Raw genomic sequence first — 15620 nt, 5'->3', positions numbered from 1 at the left:
GGTCGACTCGTCCTCGTGCTCTTCGCCTCGGTCCTGGCGGGGTCACGCCCTGGCGGCCACGAGCAGCCGGCCGGTTCCTGAGCCGTGGCCGTGCGCACCGTCCTTCTCGGCGACAGCCACCTCGCGCGAGTACGCCGAGACCTGGGTCGGTTGACCTCCTCCGGTGGAGCCATCGTGAACCACGCCGTGGGCGGGTCGTTCGCCTCCGACCTCGTGCCGCAGGCCACGGCCGCGGCTCTCTCGGGGTCCGACCGGGTGGCGGTCTCGGTCGGCACCAACGACGCCGCGCCCTGGAAGCAGGTAGGTCTCGATCGGGTCCTGACCCACGTCGACGAGTTCCTGGCCGGCGTCGGCTCCGTGGCGGATCGATTGGTCTTCGTGACACCTCCTGGGGTCGACCAGTCCCGGTTGCGGGGCGCGAACGACCGCACCAATGCCGACGTGGCGCGCTACTCGTCCCGCCTGTCGGAGGCCTTCGAGGACACCGGGGCGACGGTGCTCGATGCCGCAGCGCTACTGGTGCCGCTCGGGGCGGCTGCATTCGTCGACGACGGCGTGCACCTCAGCGGCGACGGCTACGACGTACTCCTCCCGGCACTGCGCGCCGCACTCGACCGGGCGTGAATGCCGCCGGGGCATCTGGTCAATCCTGTGGCAGAACCGGCCGCGCAACGGCTAGCGTGACGTCGACACGGCCCGTTCAGTGGGCCACCTGCCTCGTGCGGGAGGTCGCGATGCAATCCTCAGCCCAGCAGGCCGATTCCCACGGCCTGCGCATCCTCGTCGCGGACACGTTGCCGCAACCGGCGCTCGACGAGCTCGAGCAGCGCGGTCATGAGTGCGTCGTCGACTCCTCCCTGGGCAAGTCCGACCTGCCGCAGGCCGTTCCCGGCTTCGACGTCCTGGTGGTGCGCAGCACCAAGGTCAGCGAGCAGGCCATCGCGGCCGGGGACCGGCTGGCCCTGGTCATCCGGGCGGGGGCCGGCACCAACACGATCGACACAGCTGCGGCGGCTTCTCGCGGCGTACTGGTGGCCAACGTCCCGGGCCGAAACTCCGCGGCGGTCGCCGAGCTCACCATGGGCCTCCTGATCGCCGTCGACCGAGGCATCGCCGACAACGTGGCCGACCTGCGCGCGGGCCAGTGGCGCAAGAAGGCCCACAGCAAGGCCTCGGGGCTGCTCGGCTCCTCGATGGGGATCATCGGCCTCGGGGCCATCGGCCTGGAGGTCGCCGAGCGTGCGTCGGCGTTCGGGATCAAGGTGCAGGCCCTGGACAAGCCCCGGGGCGACGCCGTCGAGTCCCGCATCGCCGACCTTGGCATCACCATGGTCCCGTCGCTCGAGCAACTCGTCAGGTCGTCGGACGTCGTCTCGTTGCACGCACCCTCCACGAAGGGCACGCGCGACCTGGTCGACCGCGAGTTCCTCGGCTGGATGGGTCCCGGTGCGATCCTGCTCAACACCTCGCGTGGTGACCTGATCGACGAGGACGCCCTGCTCGAGGCGCTCGAGCGGGGCGCGGTCCGTGCCGGGCTCGACGTCTATCGGGACGAGCCCGCCGGCGGGAGCGGTGCGTGGGTGTCGAAGCTGGCGCAGCACCCGGCGGTCGTGGGCACCCATCACATCGGAGCATCGACCGCGCAGGCCCAGGCCGCCACGGCCGCAGGCGTGGTCGAGATCGTCGACGCGTTCACCCAAGGGGCAGTGCGCAACTGCGTCAACCTCGAGCCGAGTCGGCTGGGTGCCGTGACCTTGACCGTCCGCCATCTCGATCGTCCGGGCGTCCTCGCCACGTTGCTCGAGCTGCTGCGCACGGCGGGACTCAACGTCGAGAACATGGAGAATCGCGTCTTCCGGGGCGGTGAGGCAGCGGTGGCGTCGATGGACGTGGCCGGCACGGTTGCTCCGTCGCTGCTCGAGGAGCTGGCGGCGGTGCCGGAGGTCCTCGGGGTCTCTGCGACTCCCTTGGCGGGCCAGTCGTGAGCAGCCTCGTGCGGCCCGCCGCGCTGCGCGTCACACGTCCCGAGGCAGCGACGCGGAACGTCGTCCCGATGACCGACACGCTCGTCGCCGGCGGCACGCTCCACCCGGCGCACGCAGTCGATGGGAACGACTACCAGCCACCGGTGGAGGGGCTGTTCGTCTATCGACTCCGGCGCGGTGCTGACGAACACGTCGGCGTGGTCGCCGACGTCGAGCTCGAGGGCTTCGCCGACGGGCGGGTGCGCGGTCACGAGGCGGTCGACCGAGCCCGCGTCGAGGGACTCGTCGACCACTTCGCCGCTGTACCCAGGCGCACCGAGCTGGTGGCGCTCCTGCATGACGGCGGTGACGAGGTCGACCGGCTCGTGGCGGCGACCATGGACGAGCCACCAGTGCTCGACTTCGTCGGCCCCGACGGATGGCAGCAGTCGGTCTGGCGGGTTCCGGACGCCGCCGGCTCACTGCTGGTCGAGGCCTTCGGCCGGTCGGTGCACGACATCGCAGACGGCCATCACCGGGTGGCGGCCAGTCTTGAGATGTGGGAGCGGGCCGGCCGTCCGGCCGAGGCCGCGCTGCTGTGCATCATCTACCCACCGCGGGGGCTGCGACTGAGTGCCTTCCGCCGCCGCATCCGCGGCCCGGTCGATGCCTCCCACCTCCGCGCCCTGCTCGCTGCGCGCTGGGACGTCACGGAGTGCGCGCCCGGCGCGCTGCCGCCCCGGAGCACGGGTGTGTACGTCGGCAGCACCTGGCTGGCGGCCCGGCTCACGGCGGACCGTCCCTCCGGTGTGGCCGGCCTCGACCTCACTCTGCTGACGCACCACGTTTTCGGCCCGCTCGTCGGTGGCTCGGCCACCGAGCGCATCGAGAGCATTCCGGTCACGACGCCACCCGAGGAGCTCACCAGCAGGTGTGACCGAGACGGGGGAGCGTTGTTCGTGCTCGCTCCGCCGACTCTCCAGCAGCTCCGGGAGGTGGCCGACCTCGGCGAGGTGATGCCACCGAAGACCACCTACTTCGACCCGAAGCCCTATGCGGGTGTCTTCGTGCGGTGACGGATCAGCCAGCGGCTGCTGCGTTGCCGTGATGTCGAACCCACCCGCCGGCCAACGAGCACCGCGCTCGTGGACGCCGTACCGTTCATTTGGGCAGGAGGTTCGCTGGGGCAAGCCTGAGTCTCAGGCTCGAGCCGGTGTCGCGTGCTCCCAACTTCCTGCCCAAATGAACACCCGTCCTCGGCCAGCGCCAGCCGGGACGTCCTCGGCCAGCGCCAGCCGGGACGTCCTCGGCTCTGAGGCCCGTCGGCCTGTGAGCTCTGCGGCCTCGTCCTGTGAACTCGGCGGTCACAGCACCCCTGCACCGTCGCGCACCTCGAAGACCAGCTGGGTCTCGGTCTGCCGGACGACGCGGTGGATCGTGACGTGGTCGAGCACCAGGTCCCGCAGCGCCTCCGAGCTCTCCACGGCGACGTGCAGGTGGAAGTCGTCCTCCCCGGCCACGTGGATCGCCTGGAGTACGCCGGGCGCGGAGGTGAGGTCGGCGTACAGCTTGTTCACGTGGGCCTGGTTGTGGCTGCCGAGGCGGACCTTGATGATCGCTTGGATCGGCCGACCCAGGGAGGCCATGTCGAGCCGCACGGTGGATCCGGTGATCACGCCACGCTCGCGCAGCTGCCGCACCCGGTAGGCACAGGTGGACTCCGCGAGCCCGAGGCGACCGGCCAGCGCCTTGTTGGTCAGCCGGGCGTCCGCGGAGAGCGCCCGCAGGATCTCGAGGTCCACCCCATCGAGGCCAGGCGGAGCCACCGTGGAGGCCTGTGCTTTCACCAAGATCGACACCACTTCCGGCGACTGGGGTTGCAGGATCTGACCAATTCAACGGTATTCGCGGTGCCATCAGCAAGATCCATGGTCAATGATCGCAGGAATCACGATCATCGAGTCATGTCCCTGCGCCCTGACTCCCTTGCCGTGCACTGCGGCCGTGACGACCTCACGGCGCTCGGCGTGCATGCGTTGCCCATCGACCTCTCCTCGACCAACCCGCTGCCCGACATCGAGCGGGGTGGCGATTCCTACGAGGCGATGGCCACCGGCGGCCACCCGTTGCCCGAAGGCGGCAACGTCTACTCGAGGCTGTGGAACCCCACCGTGGCCCGCTTCGAGTCGGCCCTGGCGCAGCTGGAGCAGGCCGACGAAGCGGTGGCCTTCGCCTCCGGCATGGCGGCGATGACGGCGGCGATCCTCGCCCACACCGGCCAGAGCGGCCAGCGCCACGTGGTCGCGGTGCGCCCGTTGTACGGCGGCACGGACCACCTGCTCGACTCCGGCCTGCTCGGCGTCGAGGTGACGTTCTGCGACGAGGACCAGGTCGCGGCCAGTGTCCGTCCCGACACCGCACTGGTGATCCTCGAGACCCCCGGCAACCCGACCCTCGACCTGGTCGACATCCGCAACGTGGTCGGCCAGGCCGGCGGTGTGCCGGTGCTGGTCGACAACACCTTCGCCACCCCGATCCTGCAGAACCCGATCGCGCTCGGCGCGTCGATGGCGCTGCACTCCGCGACCAAGTACCTCGGTGGTCACGGCGACGTGACCGCCGGCGCGATCGCCTGCGGGAGCGAGACCGCCGCGGCGCTCAGGCGAGTCCGTGCCGTCACCGGTGGCCTGCTGCATCCGCTCGGCGCCTACCTGCTGCACCGCGGGCTGACCACGCTGCCGATCCGGATCCGCGCCCAGCAGGCGAACGCACAGCAGCTGGCCGCGTGGCTGGCGCAGCACCCGGCCGTGGACAGGGTGCACCACCCGGGCAGCGACGGCGACCCCCGCGGCCTGCTCGAGACGCAGATGCGCGGCACCGGTGCCATGGTGGCGATCGCCCTGCGTGGCGGGTATGCGGCTGCCGAGGCGATGACGTCCACGGTGCGGCTCTTCACCCATGCGGTGTCACTGGGCGGTGTCGACTCCCTGGTCCAGCACCCCGCGGCGCTGACGCACCGACCGGTCGCGCCCCGGGCTCGACCCTCGGCGAACCTGGTCCGGCTCTCGATCGGACTCGAGGACGTCGAGGACCTCAGGGACGACCTCGACCGGGCGCTGGCGGGTCAGACCTCGGCGAGCAGGATGATGCCGGTGGCCACCAGGACCAGCACCTTGACCACCTCGAGCGCCACATAGACCCAGTGCAGGTGGGACCGGGGAGCATCGGAGGAAGGCCGGGCCAGCACCGCGTCACTGCGCTTGGTGAGCGACGGTCGGACGGCGACCACCTGCACGAGCAGCACGATGGCGGCGAGGGCGGCGACGGCGAGCTTGCTGCCTTCCTCGTGATCGATCAGCAGGGCCAGCAGCATCACCACGGCGAGCACGGACTCGACTGCGTTGAGTGCCCGGAAGACCAGTCGGCCGATGCCCAGCCCGAGCGGGATGGTGACACCGGGGGCCCGGAACTTCAGGGGCGCCTCGATGAACGAGATGGCCAGCACCATGCCGAGCCAGACGAAGGTGGCGGCGATGGCGATCGCGTGCTCGGTGCTCACAGGTCGACTCCTTCACGTCCGGTCGTGCTCATTGTCGCCCACCCGGCGCAGGGGCCGCCGAGGCCGGGCCGCGGGCGATGCGGAGCGTGGTCACCAGCAGTGCCAAGGAGACGACCTGGAGGACTGCGACCAGCGCCACCAACACCGCCAGGTGGTCGCGGTACAGCCCGCCCGACAACGCCCCGCCGAGCAACGCCGCACCGCCCTGGAACGCGGCGAACACGCCGTACGCCGTGGCCAGCGACGACGACGGCACCAGGTCGGCGACCAGCGCCTTCACCGTCGAGTCCTGGATGCCGGTCGCCAGCCCCCACGCGGCGACGCCGGCCAGCACCCAGCCCAGGTTGCCGGCGAGGGCCATGGCCGGGATGAACGCGATCAGCAGCGGGAGGACGAAGAGCACCTTGGCGTGCCAGCGGTCATAGGCGAAGCCGGTGGCCAGGGCAGCGACCGCCTCGATGGCCATCGCCATCGCGTAGACCACGGGCACCACGGCCACGTGCACCAGACCGGCATCGACCATGTGGAACGAGATCACGCCAAAGGTCATCAGGCCCAGGGTCCCTGCCGCGCACGACGACGCGAACAGGTGGAAGGTCAGGGGCAGGCGGCCCACGGCGGCAGGCTCTGGCACGTCCACGTCGACGGCGGACTCGGCGAACGACGTACGCCGCCGCACCTGCGCCAGCAGCACCAGGGAGATCACCCCGGGGACTGCGAGCACGGCGAAGGCCAGCCACAGGTGGCCGGTCGCGGCGGCGACGGCAGCGATGAGCAACGGGCCGGCGAAGGCACCGACCTGGTCGAGTGCCTTGTGCACGGCGAAGCCGCGACCCCGGCCGACCGGCTTGGCGACCTGGGCCAGCAGCGCCGACTTCGAGGGGGAGCGGACCGCCTTGCCGGTGCGCTCGAGCAGGATCAGGGTGGTCGCGACACCGAGCCCGGCCACGCCCAAGAACGGCGTGATCGCCAGCAGGGGCACGCAGATCGCGGTCATCGCGTAGCCGAAGAAGGTCAGGCCCCAGTAGTTGCCGGAGCGGTCCGCCATCCGCCCGGTGACCAGGCGCAGCCCCAACGCGATGGCCTCACCGGCACCGGTGACGATGCCGACGGTCAGTGCCGAGGCTCCGAGGGAGCCGAGCAGGGGACCGGCCATCGACCGCATGCCCTCGTAGACCATGTCCGCGGCGAGGCTGACGATCCCGAAGGCCATCACCGAACGCCAGGGGCTCCACATCGCCGGTCGTTCAGGCGCACTCATGACGGCTCCGCAGGTGCTGGCGTCGGCTGGCCGCTCAGATCCATCGCTGGAACCAGATCCGGTCGAGCCACTCCGACCGGGTCAGCAGCCCGTTGGTCCAGATCGGCCAGAACCACGCGAAGTTCAGCAGGACCAGGATCACGAACGACCCGGTGATGATCGTGCCGATCGTGCGGCGCCGCGACGGCCCCCTTTCCCGGCCCAGGATCTCGCCCAACGCCAGGGTCAGCGCGACGATGATGAAGGGCATCGCGGCCGACGCGTAGAAGGAGAAGATCGGGCGCTCGTCGTTCAGCTCCCACGGCAGCCACAGGCTCAGGGCTCCGGCCAGGGCGAAGCCGTAGCGCCAGTCCCGCTTGCCGACCCACGCGATCAGCGCCCAGATCAGCGCGACCGCCCCGGCCCACCACAGCACCGGGGTGCCGAGCAGGATGACCTGCCGCAGGCAGCTGCTGCCGGCGGCCGCCGTGCATCCCTGGTCCCCGGGCTTGATGTCGTTCTCGACGTTCACGCCCACCGGGCGGTTGAGGACCAGCCACCCCGCCGGATCGGACTCATAGGTGTGCGTGCTGCAGTTCAAGAAGTTGGTGTGGAAGACATAGACGTCGTGGTGGTACCAAGCCAGCGACCGCAGCGACTGGGTCAGCTCCCCGAGGCCGTGGGCGTCCGGCTCGTCGGCCGTCGACCACTTCTTCGAGTCGTCGGTGGTCTCCTTGCACTTGTCGTCCATCGAGACGAACCGGGTGTACTGGGAGGAGGAGAAGGCCTCCTCGTAGCGGTCCGCGTGCACCAGGAACCCGGTCCACGAGGCGACGTAGACCACGAAGGCGACCAGGACCAGGTGGACGAAGGCCGGGACCCCGTCGACGAGCGCCGACTTCAGCCGGGCTCCACGGACGCCGAGTGCCCGACGTGCCCCGGCATCCCAGAGCCAGACCAGGATGCCGAAGACGGCCAGGGGATAGAGCGCGCTCCACTTGGTGCCGATGGCCAGCCCGAAGCAGATCCCGGCGACCAGGCGCCAGGGACGGAACCACATCCCCTTGAGCGGGCCCCACCCGGAGCGCCCGCGTTCCTCGACCATTCGCACCATCCGTTCACGGGTCCAGTCGCGGTCGGCGACCAGGGCGGTCACGGCGGCCAGGATCCAGAAGGCCAGGAAGATGTCGAGCAACGCCAGCCGCGACAGCACCAGGTGCATGCCGTCCAGGCACAGCAGCAGCCCGGCCACGCAACCGAGCAGGGTCGACCCGGTGAGGCGACGCACGAGGCGGCACATCAGCAGGATCATCAGGGCCCCGACGACGGCGGAGGCGATCCGCCAGCCGTAGGGATCCATCCCGAACGCCTTCTCGCCGAGCGCGATCATCCACTTGCCCACCGGTGGATGGACGATCATCGAGGGAGCGTCGCCGTCCCAGATGCCATGGGTCGTGCCGGCGAGGACCTGGTCGTTGGCGTCGTCGACGTAGTTGCGCGCGTAGCCGTGGTTGAGCATCGACCAGGCGTCCTTGGCGTAGTACGTCTCGTCGAACTCGAACTCCCGAGGAGTGCCGAGCTTCCAGACCCGCAGGAAGAACGCCAGTGCCGTGACCGACAGGGTCGCCAGCCAGCCGATGAGGGGATCCTCCAACCGGGCCAGCGGGCGGAAGCGCTCCTTCACGCTGGGGAGCCGGGGGGTGGTCACGGGGAGACATGCTACGCAGCGGGTGGATGACATGATCGGCGCGTGACCACCCACGAACCCGGCGTACTGGTACTGGCGGCGACTCCGATCGGCCAGGTCGACGACGCCCCTCCGCGGCTGGTCGCCGAGTTCGCCCGCGCGGACGTGGTCGCGGCCGAGGACACCCGCCGCCTGAAGCGACTCACCTCCGAGCTCGGGGTGACCCTGACGGGTCGCGTCGTGTCCTACTTCGAGGGCAACGAATCGGCGCGTACGCCGGTCCTGCTCGAGGCCCTGCTCGCCGGCGAGCGAGTGTTGCTGGTGACCGATGCCGGGATGCCCAGCGTCTCCGATCCCGGCTACCGACTGGTCGCAGCCGCGGTGGAGCACGACATCCGGGTCACTGCCGTGCCTGGGCCGAGCGCCGTGCTGACCGCACTGGCTGTCTCCGGACTGCCGGTGGACCGGTTCTGCTTCGAGGGGTTCCTGCCGCGCAAGGCGGGGGAGCGGTCACGGCGCCTGGCGGATCTCGCCGACGAGCAGCGCACCATGGTGTTCTTCGAGGCGCCGCACCGCACCGAGGTGGCGTTGGCGGCGATGGCCGACGCATTCGGTGACGACCGCCCCGGCGCGGTGTGCCGGGAGCTGACCAAGACCTATGAGGAAGTACGCCGCGGCGGGGTGCGCGAGCTCGCCCAGTGGGCGGCCGACGGCATCCGCGGGGAGGTGACCATCGTGGTCCAGGGCGCGCCCGAGGCGCCGAAGCTGGCCAACGACCCGGAGGTGTGGCGGGCAGCGGTCGTCGACCTCGAGGCGGAAGGTCAGTCCCGCAAGGACGCCATCCTCGCCGTGGCCAAGCGGGCTGGCGTGCCCAAGCGTGAGGTCTACGACGCCGTCCACCGCTGACGGGTCTCGATATGCTCGCTGGCGCTCGCTACTCGACCACCGAACAAGAATCGCTGGTCGACCTCGACCTCGATCTCGTTGGTCGAGTGCCGGCGAGGGACGAGTCGGTGTGTCGAGACCGGTCGCGAGCAGGCGGGTCGGCACCGAGGACTCTAGGGTGAAGGGTGTGACTGAGGAACCGACTCGCAAGCGCGCCACGACCGAGGAGAAGAGCGGCAGCCGGCGTGACCTGACCCGTCCGGAGGCGCCCGAGCCGCTGCCGCACCCGGTGGCCGACAACCACTGCCACCTCGACATCGTCGACGGCGACGACTGGTTCCGCACCGAGCAGGCGATCGCGGCAGCCAAGGACGTCAACGTGACCCGCATCGTGCAGGTCGGCTGCGACCTGCCGGGCGCACGCTGGGCGGTCGAGGCCGCCGGGCAGTACGACGAGCTGGTGGCCGCGGTGGCGTTGCACCCCAACGAAGCGCCCCGTCTCGCCGCGGAGGGCACGCTCGACGAAGCCCTGAAGGAGATCGAGGAACTGGCCGGGAACGACGTCGTACGAGCCGTGGGGGAGACCGGCCTCGACCACTTCCGCACCGACGAGAGCGGCCGGGAGGCCCAGCAGGCGTCGTTCCGGGCCCACATCGACCTGGCCAAGAGGCTCGGCAAGACGCTGATGATCCACGACCGCGACGCGCACGACGACGTGCTGAGGATCATCGACGAGGAGGGAGCCCCGGAGCGCTGGGTGATGCACTGCTTCTCCGGTGACGCGGAGTTCGCGGAGCAGTGCCTGCGACGAGGTGCCCACCTGAGCTTCGCCGGCACGGTGACCTTCAAGAACGCCCAGCCGCTGCGTGACGCCCTGCTGGTGACCCCGGAGGACAGGATCCTGGTGGAGACCGACGCCCCGTTCCTGACCCCGCACCCGCTGCGAGGACGGCCGAACGCCTCCTACCTGGTGCCGCTGACCGTGCGGGCGATGGCCGAGGTCCGAGGGGACGACCTGGCCTCGTTGTGCGCCGCGATCGATGTGAACACCACCACGGTCTACGGAAGATGGAGAGCATGAATCCCCAGTCCGAGAGGTCGGAGACACGCCTGCTGACCTGCGAAGACAGTGTTCGTGGGGGTGCGGGCTGGCCCGAAAGGGCTACGTGATACAGGCCTCGTCGGCTTGGCACGTCCCGTTTGTCGCGCTTATGGTCGATGGCTGATGGCCGGGATCGGACAGATCGATCGACCAGTGCACCGGTGGCCCAGAAGGCCGCCCACCCATTCCCCTCACGCGGACGTCGCGTGATCGCGCTGGTCCTCCGAGAACCGGGTTCACCGAAGTCTGGAGCCACGTGCGCAACCGAATCGCACTCCTCGGAAGAAGCAAGACCGTCCTCGCAGTCCTCGTCGCTGCAGTAGCCCTCGCCCTGATCGGGACCAGCTACGGCTACGCCAAGATGAACAAGGAGGTCACCCTGTCGCTCGACGGGGAGACCAAGACGATCCACTCCAACGGTTCCACCGTGGAGGAGGTCCTCGCCGACGAGGACATCAAGATCGGCGAGCACGACCAGGTCGCTCCCGGACTCGACGAGAAGGTGAACGAGGGAACTCGCATCTCAGTCCAGTTCGGTCGCCAGCTCGAGCTCTCGGTCGACGGCAAGACCTCCACCCACTGGGTGCACTCCGACGACGTCGACTCGGCCCTGGCCGAGATCGGTCGCCGCTTCGAGGACGCTGACCTGTCCGCCAGCCGTGGTGCCGCGATCGACCGTGGCGGGATGACCCTCGAGGTCGTCACTCCCAAGGAGTTCACGCTCAAGGTCGGTGCGAAGAAGGCGATGAACAAGGAGATCGCCGGCTTCACCGTCGCTGACGTGCTCAAGGAGCTCGACGTCAAGGCCGACAAGAACGACATCGTGAAGCCCGCCCGCAAGACCGAGCTCAAGCCGGGCATGGACATCGTCGTGACCAAGGTCCGCGTGGTCAGCAAAGACGTCGACGACGAGGCGATCGACTTCGAGACCGTCGAGCGGTCCGACTCCTCCATGTACGACGACGAGTCGGAGACCGTCCGCGACGGTGTCGAGGGTGCGCGTGACGTGACCTACCGCCTCGAGTACCGCAACGGCCAGCTCTTCAGGACCAAGGTCGTCAAGGCCGACGTCTCCAAGCAGCCCGTCGACGAGATCGTGAAGGTCGGCACCAAGGACCGCCCGGCCCCGACCGCGAACTACGCCAGCGGCAACAGCGTGTGGGACCGTCTGGCCCAGTGTGAGTCCGGTGGCAACTGGGCGATCAACACCGGCAACGGCTACTACGGCGGCCTGCAGTTCAACCTCGGCACCTGGCAGTCGTACGGCGGAACCGGGCTGCCCAGCGAGAACAGCCGCGAGACGCAGATCGCCATCGCCACGAAGCTGCGCGACGCCTCGGGCGGCTACGGCGCCTGGCCTGCCTGCGCCGCCAGCCTGGGCCTGCCCCGCTGATTGCTCGATGCTGGTCATGGCCCGGTCGGCACTAGGCTGACCCCCATGCCAGACGCACGACACCCCTCCGCCGGGCCGAGACTCCTCGGCCCGGCGGAAGTGCGTTCGCTCGCCGCGGGGCTCGACGTCCGGCCGACGAAGCAGAAGGGCCAGAACTTCGTCATCGACGCCAACACCTGTCGCCGCATCGTCCGTGCCTCCTCGATCACCGGCGACGACGTGGTGGTCGAGGTCGGCCCCGGTCTCGGGTCGTTGACCCTGGCCCTGCTCGAGGTGGCCAGCCGGGTGCTGGTGATCGAGATCGACGACAAGCTGGCCGAGGCCCTGCCGCGCACCATCGCCGACTTCGCCCCCGACCACGTCGACCGGTTCGAGCTGGTCCACGCCGATGCGCTCCGGGTCACCGAGCTGCCCGGTCCGCCACCGACCGCGCTGGTGGCGAACCTGCCCTACAACGTCTCCGTGCCCGTGCTGCTGCACCTGCTCACCCTGTTGCCGAGCCTCGAGCGCGGCCTGGTGATGGTCCAGTCGGAGGTCGCGGACCGGCTCGCCGCCGCCCCCGGCTCCAAGGTCTACGGCGTCCCGTCGGTGAAGGCGGCCTGGTTCGCCGACGTACGCCGTGCCGGTGCGGTCGGTCGCAACGTGTTCTGGCCGGCGCCCAACGTCGATTCCGGCCTCGTTGCCTGGACCCGGCGTGAGCCACCGGCCACCAAGGCCACCCGGCAGGAGGTCTTCGCCGTGGTCGACGCTGCCTTCGCCCAGCGCCGCAAGACGCTGCGCTCGACGTTGAAGAACCTGGCCGGCTCCGCCGAGGCCGCGGAGCGCGCCCTGGCGCACGCCGGTGTGGACCCGATGGCCCGTGGAGAGGTGCTGGACGTGAACGACTTCGCCCGAATCGCCGAGGGACTGCATGCCTGAGCCGACCCCGACCGTGGTGACCGTGCGCGCCCCGGCCAAGATCAACCTGCACCTCGGCGTCGGCCCGGTCCGCCCGGACGGCTTCCACCCGTTGGCCACGGCCTACCAGGCGATCTCGCTCTGCTCATCCGTCTCCGCGAGCCCGTCCACCGACTGGTCCGTGACCTGCACGCCCGGCGAGGGCATCGACGTGGCCGCCGTGCCCCTCGACGACTCCAACCTGGCCCTGAGGGCCGCCCGGTTGCTCGCCGAGCACGCAGGCGTCACCACGCCTGTCACCCTGCACATCGACAAGGGCATCCCGGTCGCCGGCGGGTTGGCGGGGGGCTCTGCCGACGGCGCGGCCGCGTTGCTGGCCTGTGACACCCTCTGGGAGCTCGACACCCCCAGGTCGACCCTTCTCGACCTGGCCGGCCAGCTCGGCTCCGACGTGCCCTTCGGCCTGGTCGGCGGCTCTGCTGCCGGTCACGGTCGCGGCGAGGTGGTCACCCCGCTGACCGACACCGGCCGCTACGACTGGGTGGTCCTGACCGACCCCGTCGGGATGTCGACACCGGCCGTCTATGCCGAGTTCGACGTGCTCCACGACGGACTTGTGGTCCCGGACCCCGAGATCCCGTCGGCCCTGGTCGACGCCCTGGCCGCCGGCGACGCCCGCGCCCTCGCGGGCTCGGTCGGCAACGACCTGCAACCCGCCTCGCTGCGGTTGCGCCCCGAGCTCGCCGAGCCGTTGCAGGCCGGGCTGGATGCCACCGCGCTGGCCGCCCTCGTCTCCGGTTCCGGGCCCACCTGCCTGTTCCTCTGCGAAGACGCCGACCATGCCGCGCGGGTGGCCGACGCGGTGTCGTCGTACGGCCGCGCCGTCGTGGCCAGCGGTCCGGTCGAAGGGGCGACGGTGCTCTGATGGCGAACCTGATCAACCTCGAGAAGGTCTCCAAGTCCTACGGCGTGCGTCCTCTGCTCAGCGAGGTGTCGCTGGGCATCTCCCGCGGCGAGCGGATCGGCATCGTCGGTCGCAACGGCGACGGCAAGACGACGCTGCTCGAGGTGATGTCGGGCATCGAGGAGCCCGACACCGGCCGCGTCTCGAAGACGCGCGGACTGCACATCGGCTATCTGCACCAGGGCGACGAGCTGGTCGACACGCACTCGGTGCGCGAGGCCGTGCTCGGCGGAAGGGACGACCACGAGTGGGCGGCGGACGCCACCACGCGTGAGGTTGTCGAGGTGCTGCTGGCCGGGGTGTCCCTCGACCGCCCTGTGCTCGGCCTGTCCGGTGGTGAGCGGCGACGGTGCTCGCTGGCCGCCCTGCTGCTCGACGAGCACGACCTGGTCATCCTCGACGAGCCCACCAACCACCTCGACGTCGAGGCCGTGGCCTGGCTGGCCCGCCACCTGACCTCGTTGCCGTCGGCGCTGGTCGTGGTCACCCACGACCGGTGGTTCCTCGACGAGGTCTGCCAGTTCACCTGGGAGGTCCACGACGGGGTCGTCGACTCCTACGAGGGCGGGTACGCCGCGTTCGTGCTGGCCAAGACCGAGCGGCAGCGCCAGGCGTCGGCCTCCGAGAGCCGCCGGCAGAACCTGGCCCGCAAGGAGCTGGCCTGGTTGCGTCGTGGAGCTCCCGCGCGCACCTCGAAGCCGAAGTTCCGCATCGATGCCGCCAACGCGCTGATCGAGGACGTGCCACCGCCACGCGACCGGCTCGAGCTGCAGAAGTTCGCCACCCAGCGGCTCGGCAAGGACGTCATCGACGTCGAGGACGTCGACCTGTTCCGCGGCGAGCGGCAGCTGCTCGACCACGCCACGTGGCGGATCGGCCCCGGTGACCGGGTCGGCATCGTCGGTGTCAACGGTGCAGGCAAGACCTCGATGCTGTCCTTGCTCTCCGGAGACCTGGCCCCCGCCGTGGGCAAGGTGAAGCGGGGCCGCACCGTGGCCCTGCAGCACCTGACCCAGGCGCTCGACGACCTCGACCCCGAGCAGCGCGTGCTGGCCAGTGTCGAGTCGATTCGTCGGGTCACCAAGACCGCCGACGGCGAGATCACGGCGACGTCGATGCTCGAGCGCTTCGGCTTCACCGGGGACCGGCTGACGGCTCGCATCGGGGACCTGTCCGGTGGTGAGCGGCGCCGCTTCCAGATGTTGTGCCTGCTGCTCTCCGGGCCCAACGTGCTGCTGCTCGACGAGCCCACCAACGACCTCGACATCGACACCCTCAACGTGCTCGAGGACTTCCTCGACGGCTGGCCCGGGACGCTGGTCGTGGTCTCCCACGACCGCTACTTCCTGGAGCGGGTCACGGACTCGGTGTGGGCCCTGCTCGGGGACGGGAAGATCTCGATGCTGCCGCGCGGCGTCGACGAATACCTCGAGCGACGGTCAAGTGAGCAGCCGTCTGCGAGGAACGAGCGTACGGCGTCGCGAGACGAGGTTGAGCAAGCCCCGCGACCGAGGGGCGAGGTCGCGAAGGGCGCGTCGGAACCCGGTGAGACGGCCGCCGATCCGTCGCCGGTTCCAGCCAAGGCGAAGCCGGGCAGCGCCGAGGAACGAGCTGCCCGCAAGGTGGTCGAGCGGATTGACCGTCGGTTGGCGAAGATCGCCGACCAGGAGGCCGTGCTCAACGAGCAGATCGCCCAGCACGCCCACGACTACGACAAGCTGGCCGAGCTCAGCGACCAGCTCACCGTGCTCCACGCGGAGAAGGACGAGCTCGAGCTGGAGTGGCTCGAGGCCGCCGAGGCGTTGGAGTAGCCCCCGGTGGCCGGCATGCGGTCGTGAGGCAGGTCGGCCCACCTTGCGCGCGGATCGCAGTCACCGGGTGACAGTGATCCGTGTCCGTCATCGGTCGCCGGCGTCCCCGATCGACTGC

At 70.1% G+C, this 15620-nt stretch carries 14 protein-coding genes; 10 read left to right on the top strand and 4 right to left on the bottom strand.

Annotated elements, in window-relative coordinates; genetic code table 11:
- Positions 1 to 90: 90 nt before the first annotated feature.
- From ncot_RS16460 to ncot_RS16450, 3 genes are all read left to right on the top strand, one after another.
- Positions 91 to 624 carry a GDSL-type esterase/lipase family protein gene (locus ncot_RS16460; RefSeq protein WP_168618578.1) on the top strand — a complete coding sequence of 178 codons (534 nt, stop codon included), beginning with the start codon at positions 91 to 93 and terminating at the stop codon, positions 622 to 624.
- 110 nt (positions 625 to 734) lie between these two features.
- Positions 735 to 1985 (top strand): phosphoglycerate dehydrogenase, encoded by a 1251-nt coding sequence (locus ncot_RS16455; RefSeq protein ID WP_168618577.1) that lies wholly within the window; start codon positions 735 to 737, stop codon positions 1983 to 1985.
- 68 nt (positions 1986 to 2053) lie between these two features.
- Positions 2054 to 3040, top strand: coding sequence for a DUF1015 family protein (locus ncot_RS16450; protein WP_168618576.1), 987 nt, complete (start codon positions 2054 to 2056; stop codon positions 3038 to 3040).
- Positions 3041 to 3328: 288 nt separating this feature from the next.
- Here ncot_RS16450 and ncot_RS16445 read toward each other — a convergent pair whose 3' ends face one another.
- A complete protein-coding gene (locus ncot_RS16445) occupies positions 3329 to 3766 on the bottom strand; it encodes an Lrp/AsnC family transcriptional regulator (protein ID WP_240937940.1) in 438 nt (145 codons plus the stop codon).
- 162 nt (positions 3767 to 3928) lie between these two features.
- Here ncot_RS16445 and ncot_RS16440 point away from each other — a divergent pair, with 162 nt between their 5' ends.
- Complete coding sequence (locus tag ncot_RS16440; RefSeq protein ID WP_168618574.1) at positions 3929 to 5161, top strand: PLP-dependent transferase; 1233 nt, start codon at positions 3929 to 3931, stop codon at positions 5159 to 5161.
- On the opposite strand, the gene ncot_RS16435 is transcribed toward ncot_RS16440, so the two are convergent.
- From ncot_RS16435 to ncot_RS16425, 3 genes are read right to left on the bottom strand one after another with little or no spacing between them, the layout of a single operon-like run.
- Complete coding sequence (locus tag ncot_RS16435) at positions 5089 to 5523, bottom strand: hypothetical protein (RefSeq protein WP_168618573.1); 435 nt, start codon at positions 5521 to 5523, stop codon at positions 5089 to 5091. The genes ncot_RS16440 and ncot_RS16435 overlap by 73 nt on opposite strands.
- Positions 5524 to 5551: 28 nt before the next feature.
- Positions 5552 to 6784: an MFS transporter gene (locus ncot_RS16430; RefSeq protein ID WP_168618572.1), complete on the bottom strand. Its 1233-nt coding sequence runs from the start codon at positions 6782 to 6784 to the stop codon at positions 5552 to 5554.
- A gap of 34 nt (positions 6785 to 6818) precedes the next feature.
- Positions 6819 to 8471, bottom strand: a complete 1653-nt coding sequence (locus ncot_RS16425) for a phospholipid carrier-dependent glycosyltransferase (RefSeq protein ID WP_168618571.1) — start codon at positions 8469 to 8471, stop codon at positions 6819 to 6821.
- A gap of 42 nt (positions 8472 to 8513) precedes the next feature.
- Between ncot_RS16425 and rsmI the strand changes: the two genes are divergently transcribed.
- The 6 genes from rsmI to ncot_RS16395 all read left to right on the top strand — a co-directional run bounded on the left by rsmI (position 8514) and on the right by ncot_RS16395 (position 15502).
- Positions 8514 to 9356, top strand: a complete 843-nt coding sequence (gene rsmI, locus ncot_RS16420; protein ID WP_168618570.1) for a 16S rRNA (cytidine(1402)-2'-O)-methyltransferase — start codon at positions 8514 to 8516, stop codon at positions 9354 to 9356.
- 229 nt (positions 9357 to 9585) lie between these two features.
- Positions 9586 to 10416 (top strand): TatD family hydrolase, encoded by an 831-nt coding sequence (locus ncot_RS16415; RefSeq protein ID WP_168619416.1) that lies wholly within the window; start codon positions 9586 to 9588, stop codon positions 10414 to 10416.
- A 277-nt stretch (positions 10417 to 10693) separates the two neighbouring features.
- Positions 10694 to 11830 (top strand): resuscitation-promoting factor, encoded by a 1137-nt coding sequence (locus ncot_RS19835; protein WP_277345749.1) that lies wholly within the window; start codon positions 10694 to 10696, stop codon positions 11828 to 11830.
- A 45-nt stretch (positions 11831 to 11875) separates the two neighbouring features.
- A complete protein-coding gene (gene rsmA, locus ncot_RS16405; RefSeq protein ID WP_168618569.1) occupies positions 11876 to 12748 on the top strand; it encodes a 16S rRNA (adenine(1518)-N(6)/adenine(1519)-N(6))-dimethyltransferase RsmA in 873 nt (290 codons plus the stop codon).
- Positions 12741 to 13652, top strand: a complete 912-nt coding sequence (locus ncot_RS16400) for a 4-(cytidine 5'-diphospho)-2-C-methyl-D-erythritol kinase (RefSeq protein WP_168618568.1) — start codon at positions 12741 to 12743, stop codon at positions 13650 to 13652. The genes rsmA and ncot_RS16400 overlap by 8 nt, the downstream gene beginning before the upstream one ends.
- The gene (locus ncot_RS16395; RefSeq protein WP_168618567.1) at positions 13652 to 15502 is read left to right on the top strand and encodes an ABC-F family ATP-binding cassette domain-containing protein; all 1851 of its coding nucleotides are present in this window, start codon (positions 13652 to 13654) and stop codon (positions 15500 to 15502) included. Before ncot_RS16400 ends, ncot_RS16395 begins: the two co-directional genes overlap by 1 nt.
- The last annotated feature ends 118 nt before the right edge of the window (positions 15503 to 15620 follow it).

Origin of the sequence: Nocardioides sp. JQ2195 (assembly GCF_012272695.1) — a bacterium.
Lineage (GTDB): Bacteria > Actinomycetota > Actinomycetes > Propionibacteriales > Nocardioidaceae > Nocardioides.
The sequence above is the reverse complement of the archived record's forward strand: the minus strand, read 5'-3'. Positions and strand labels throughout refer to the sequence as shown.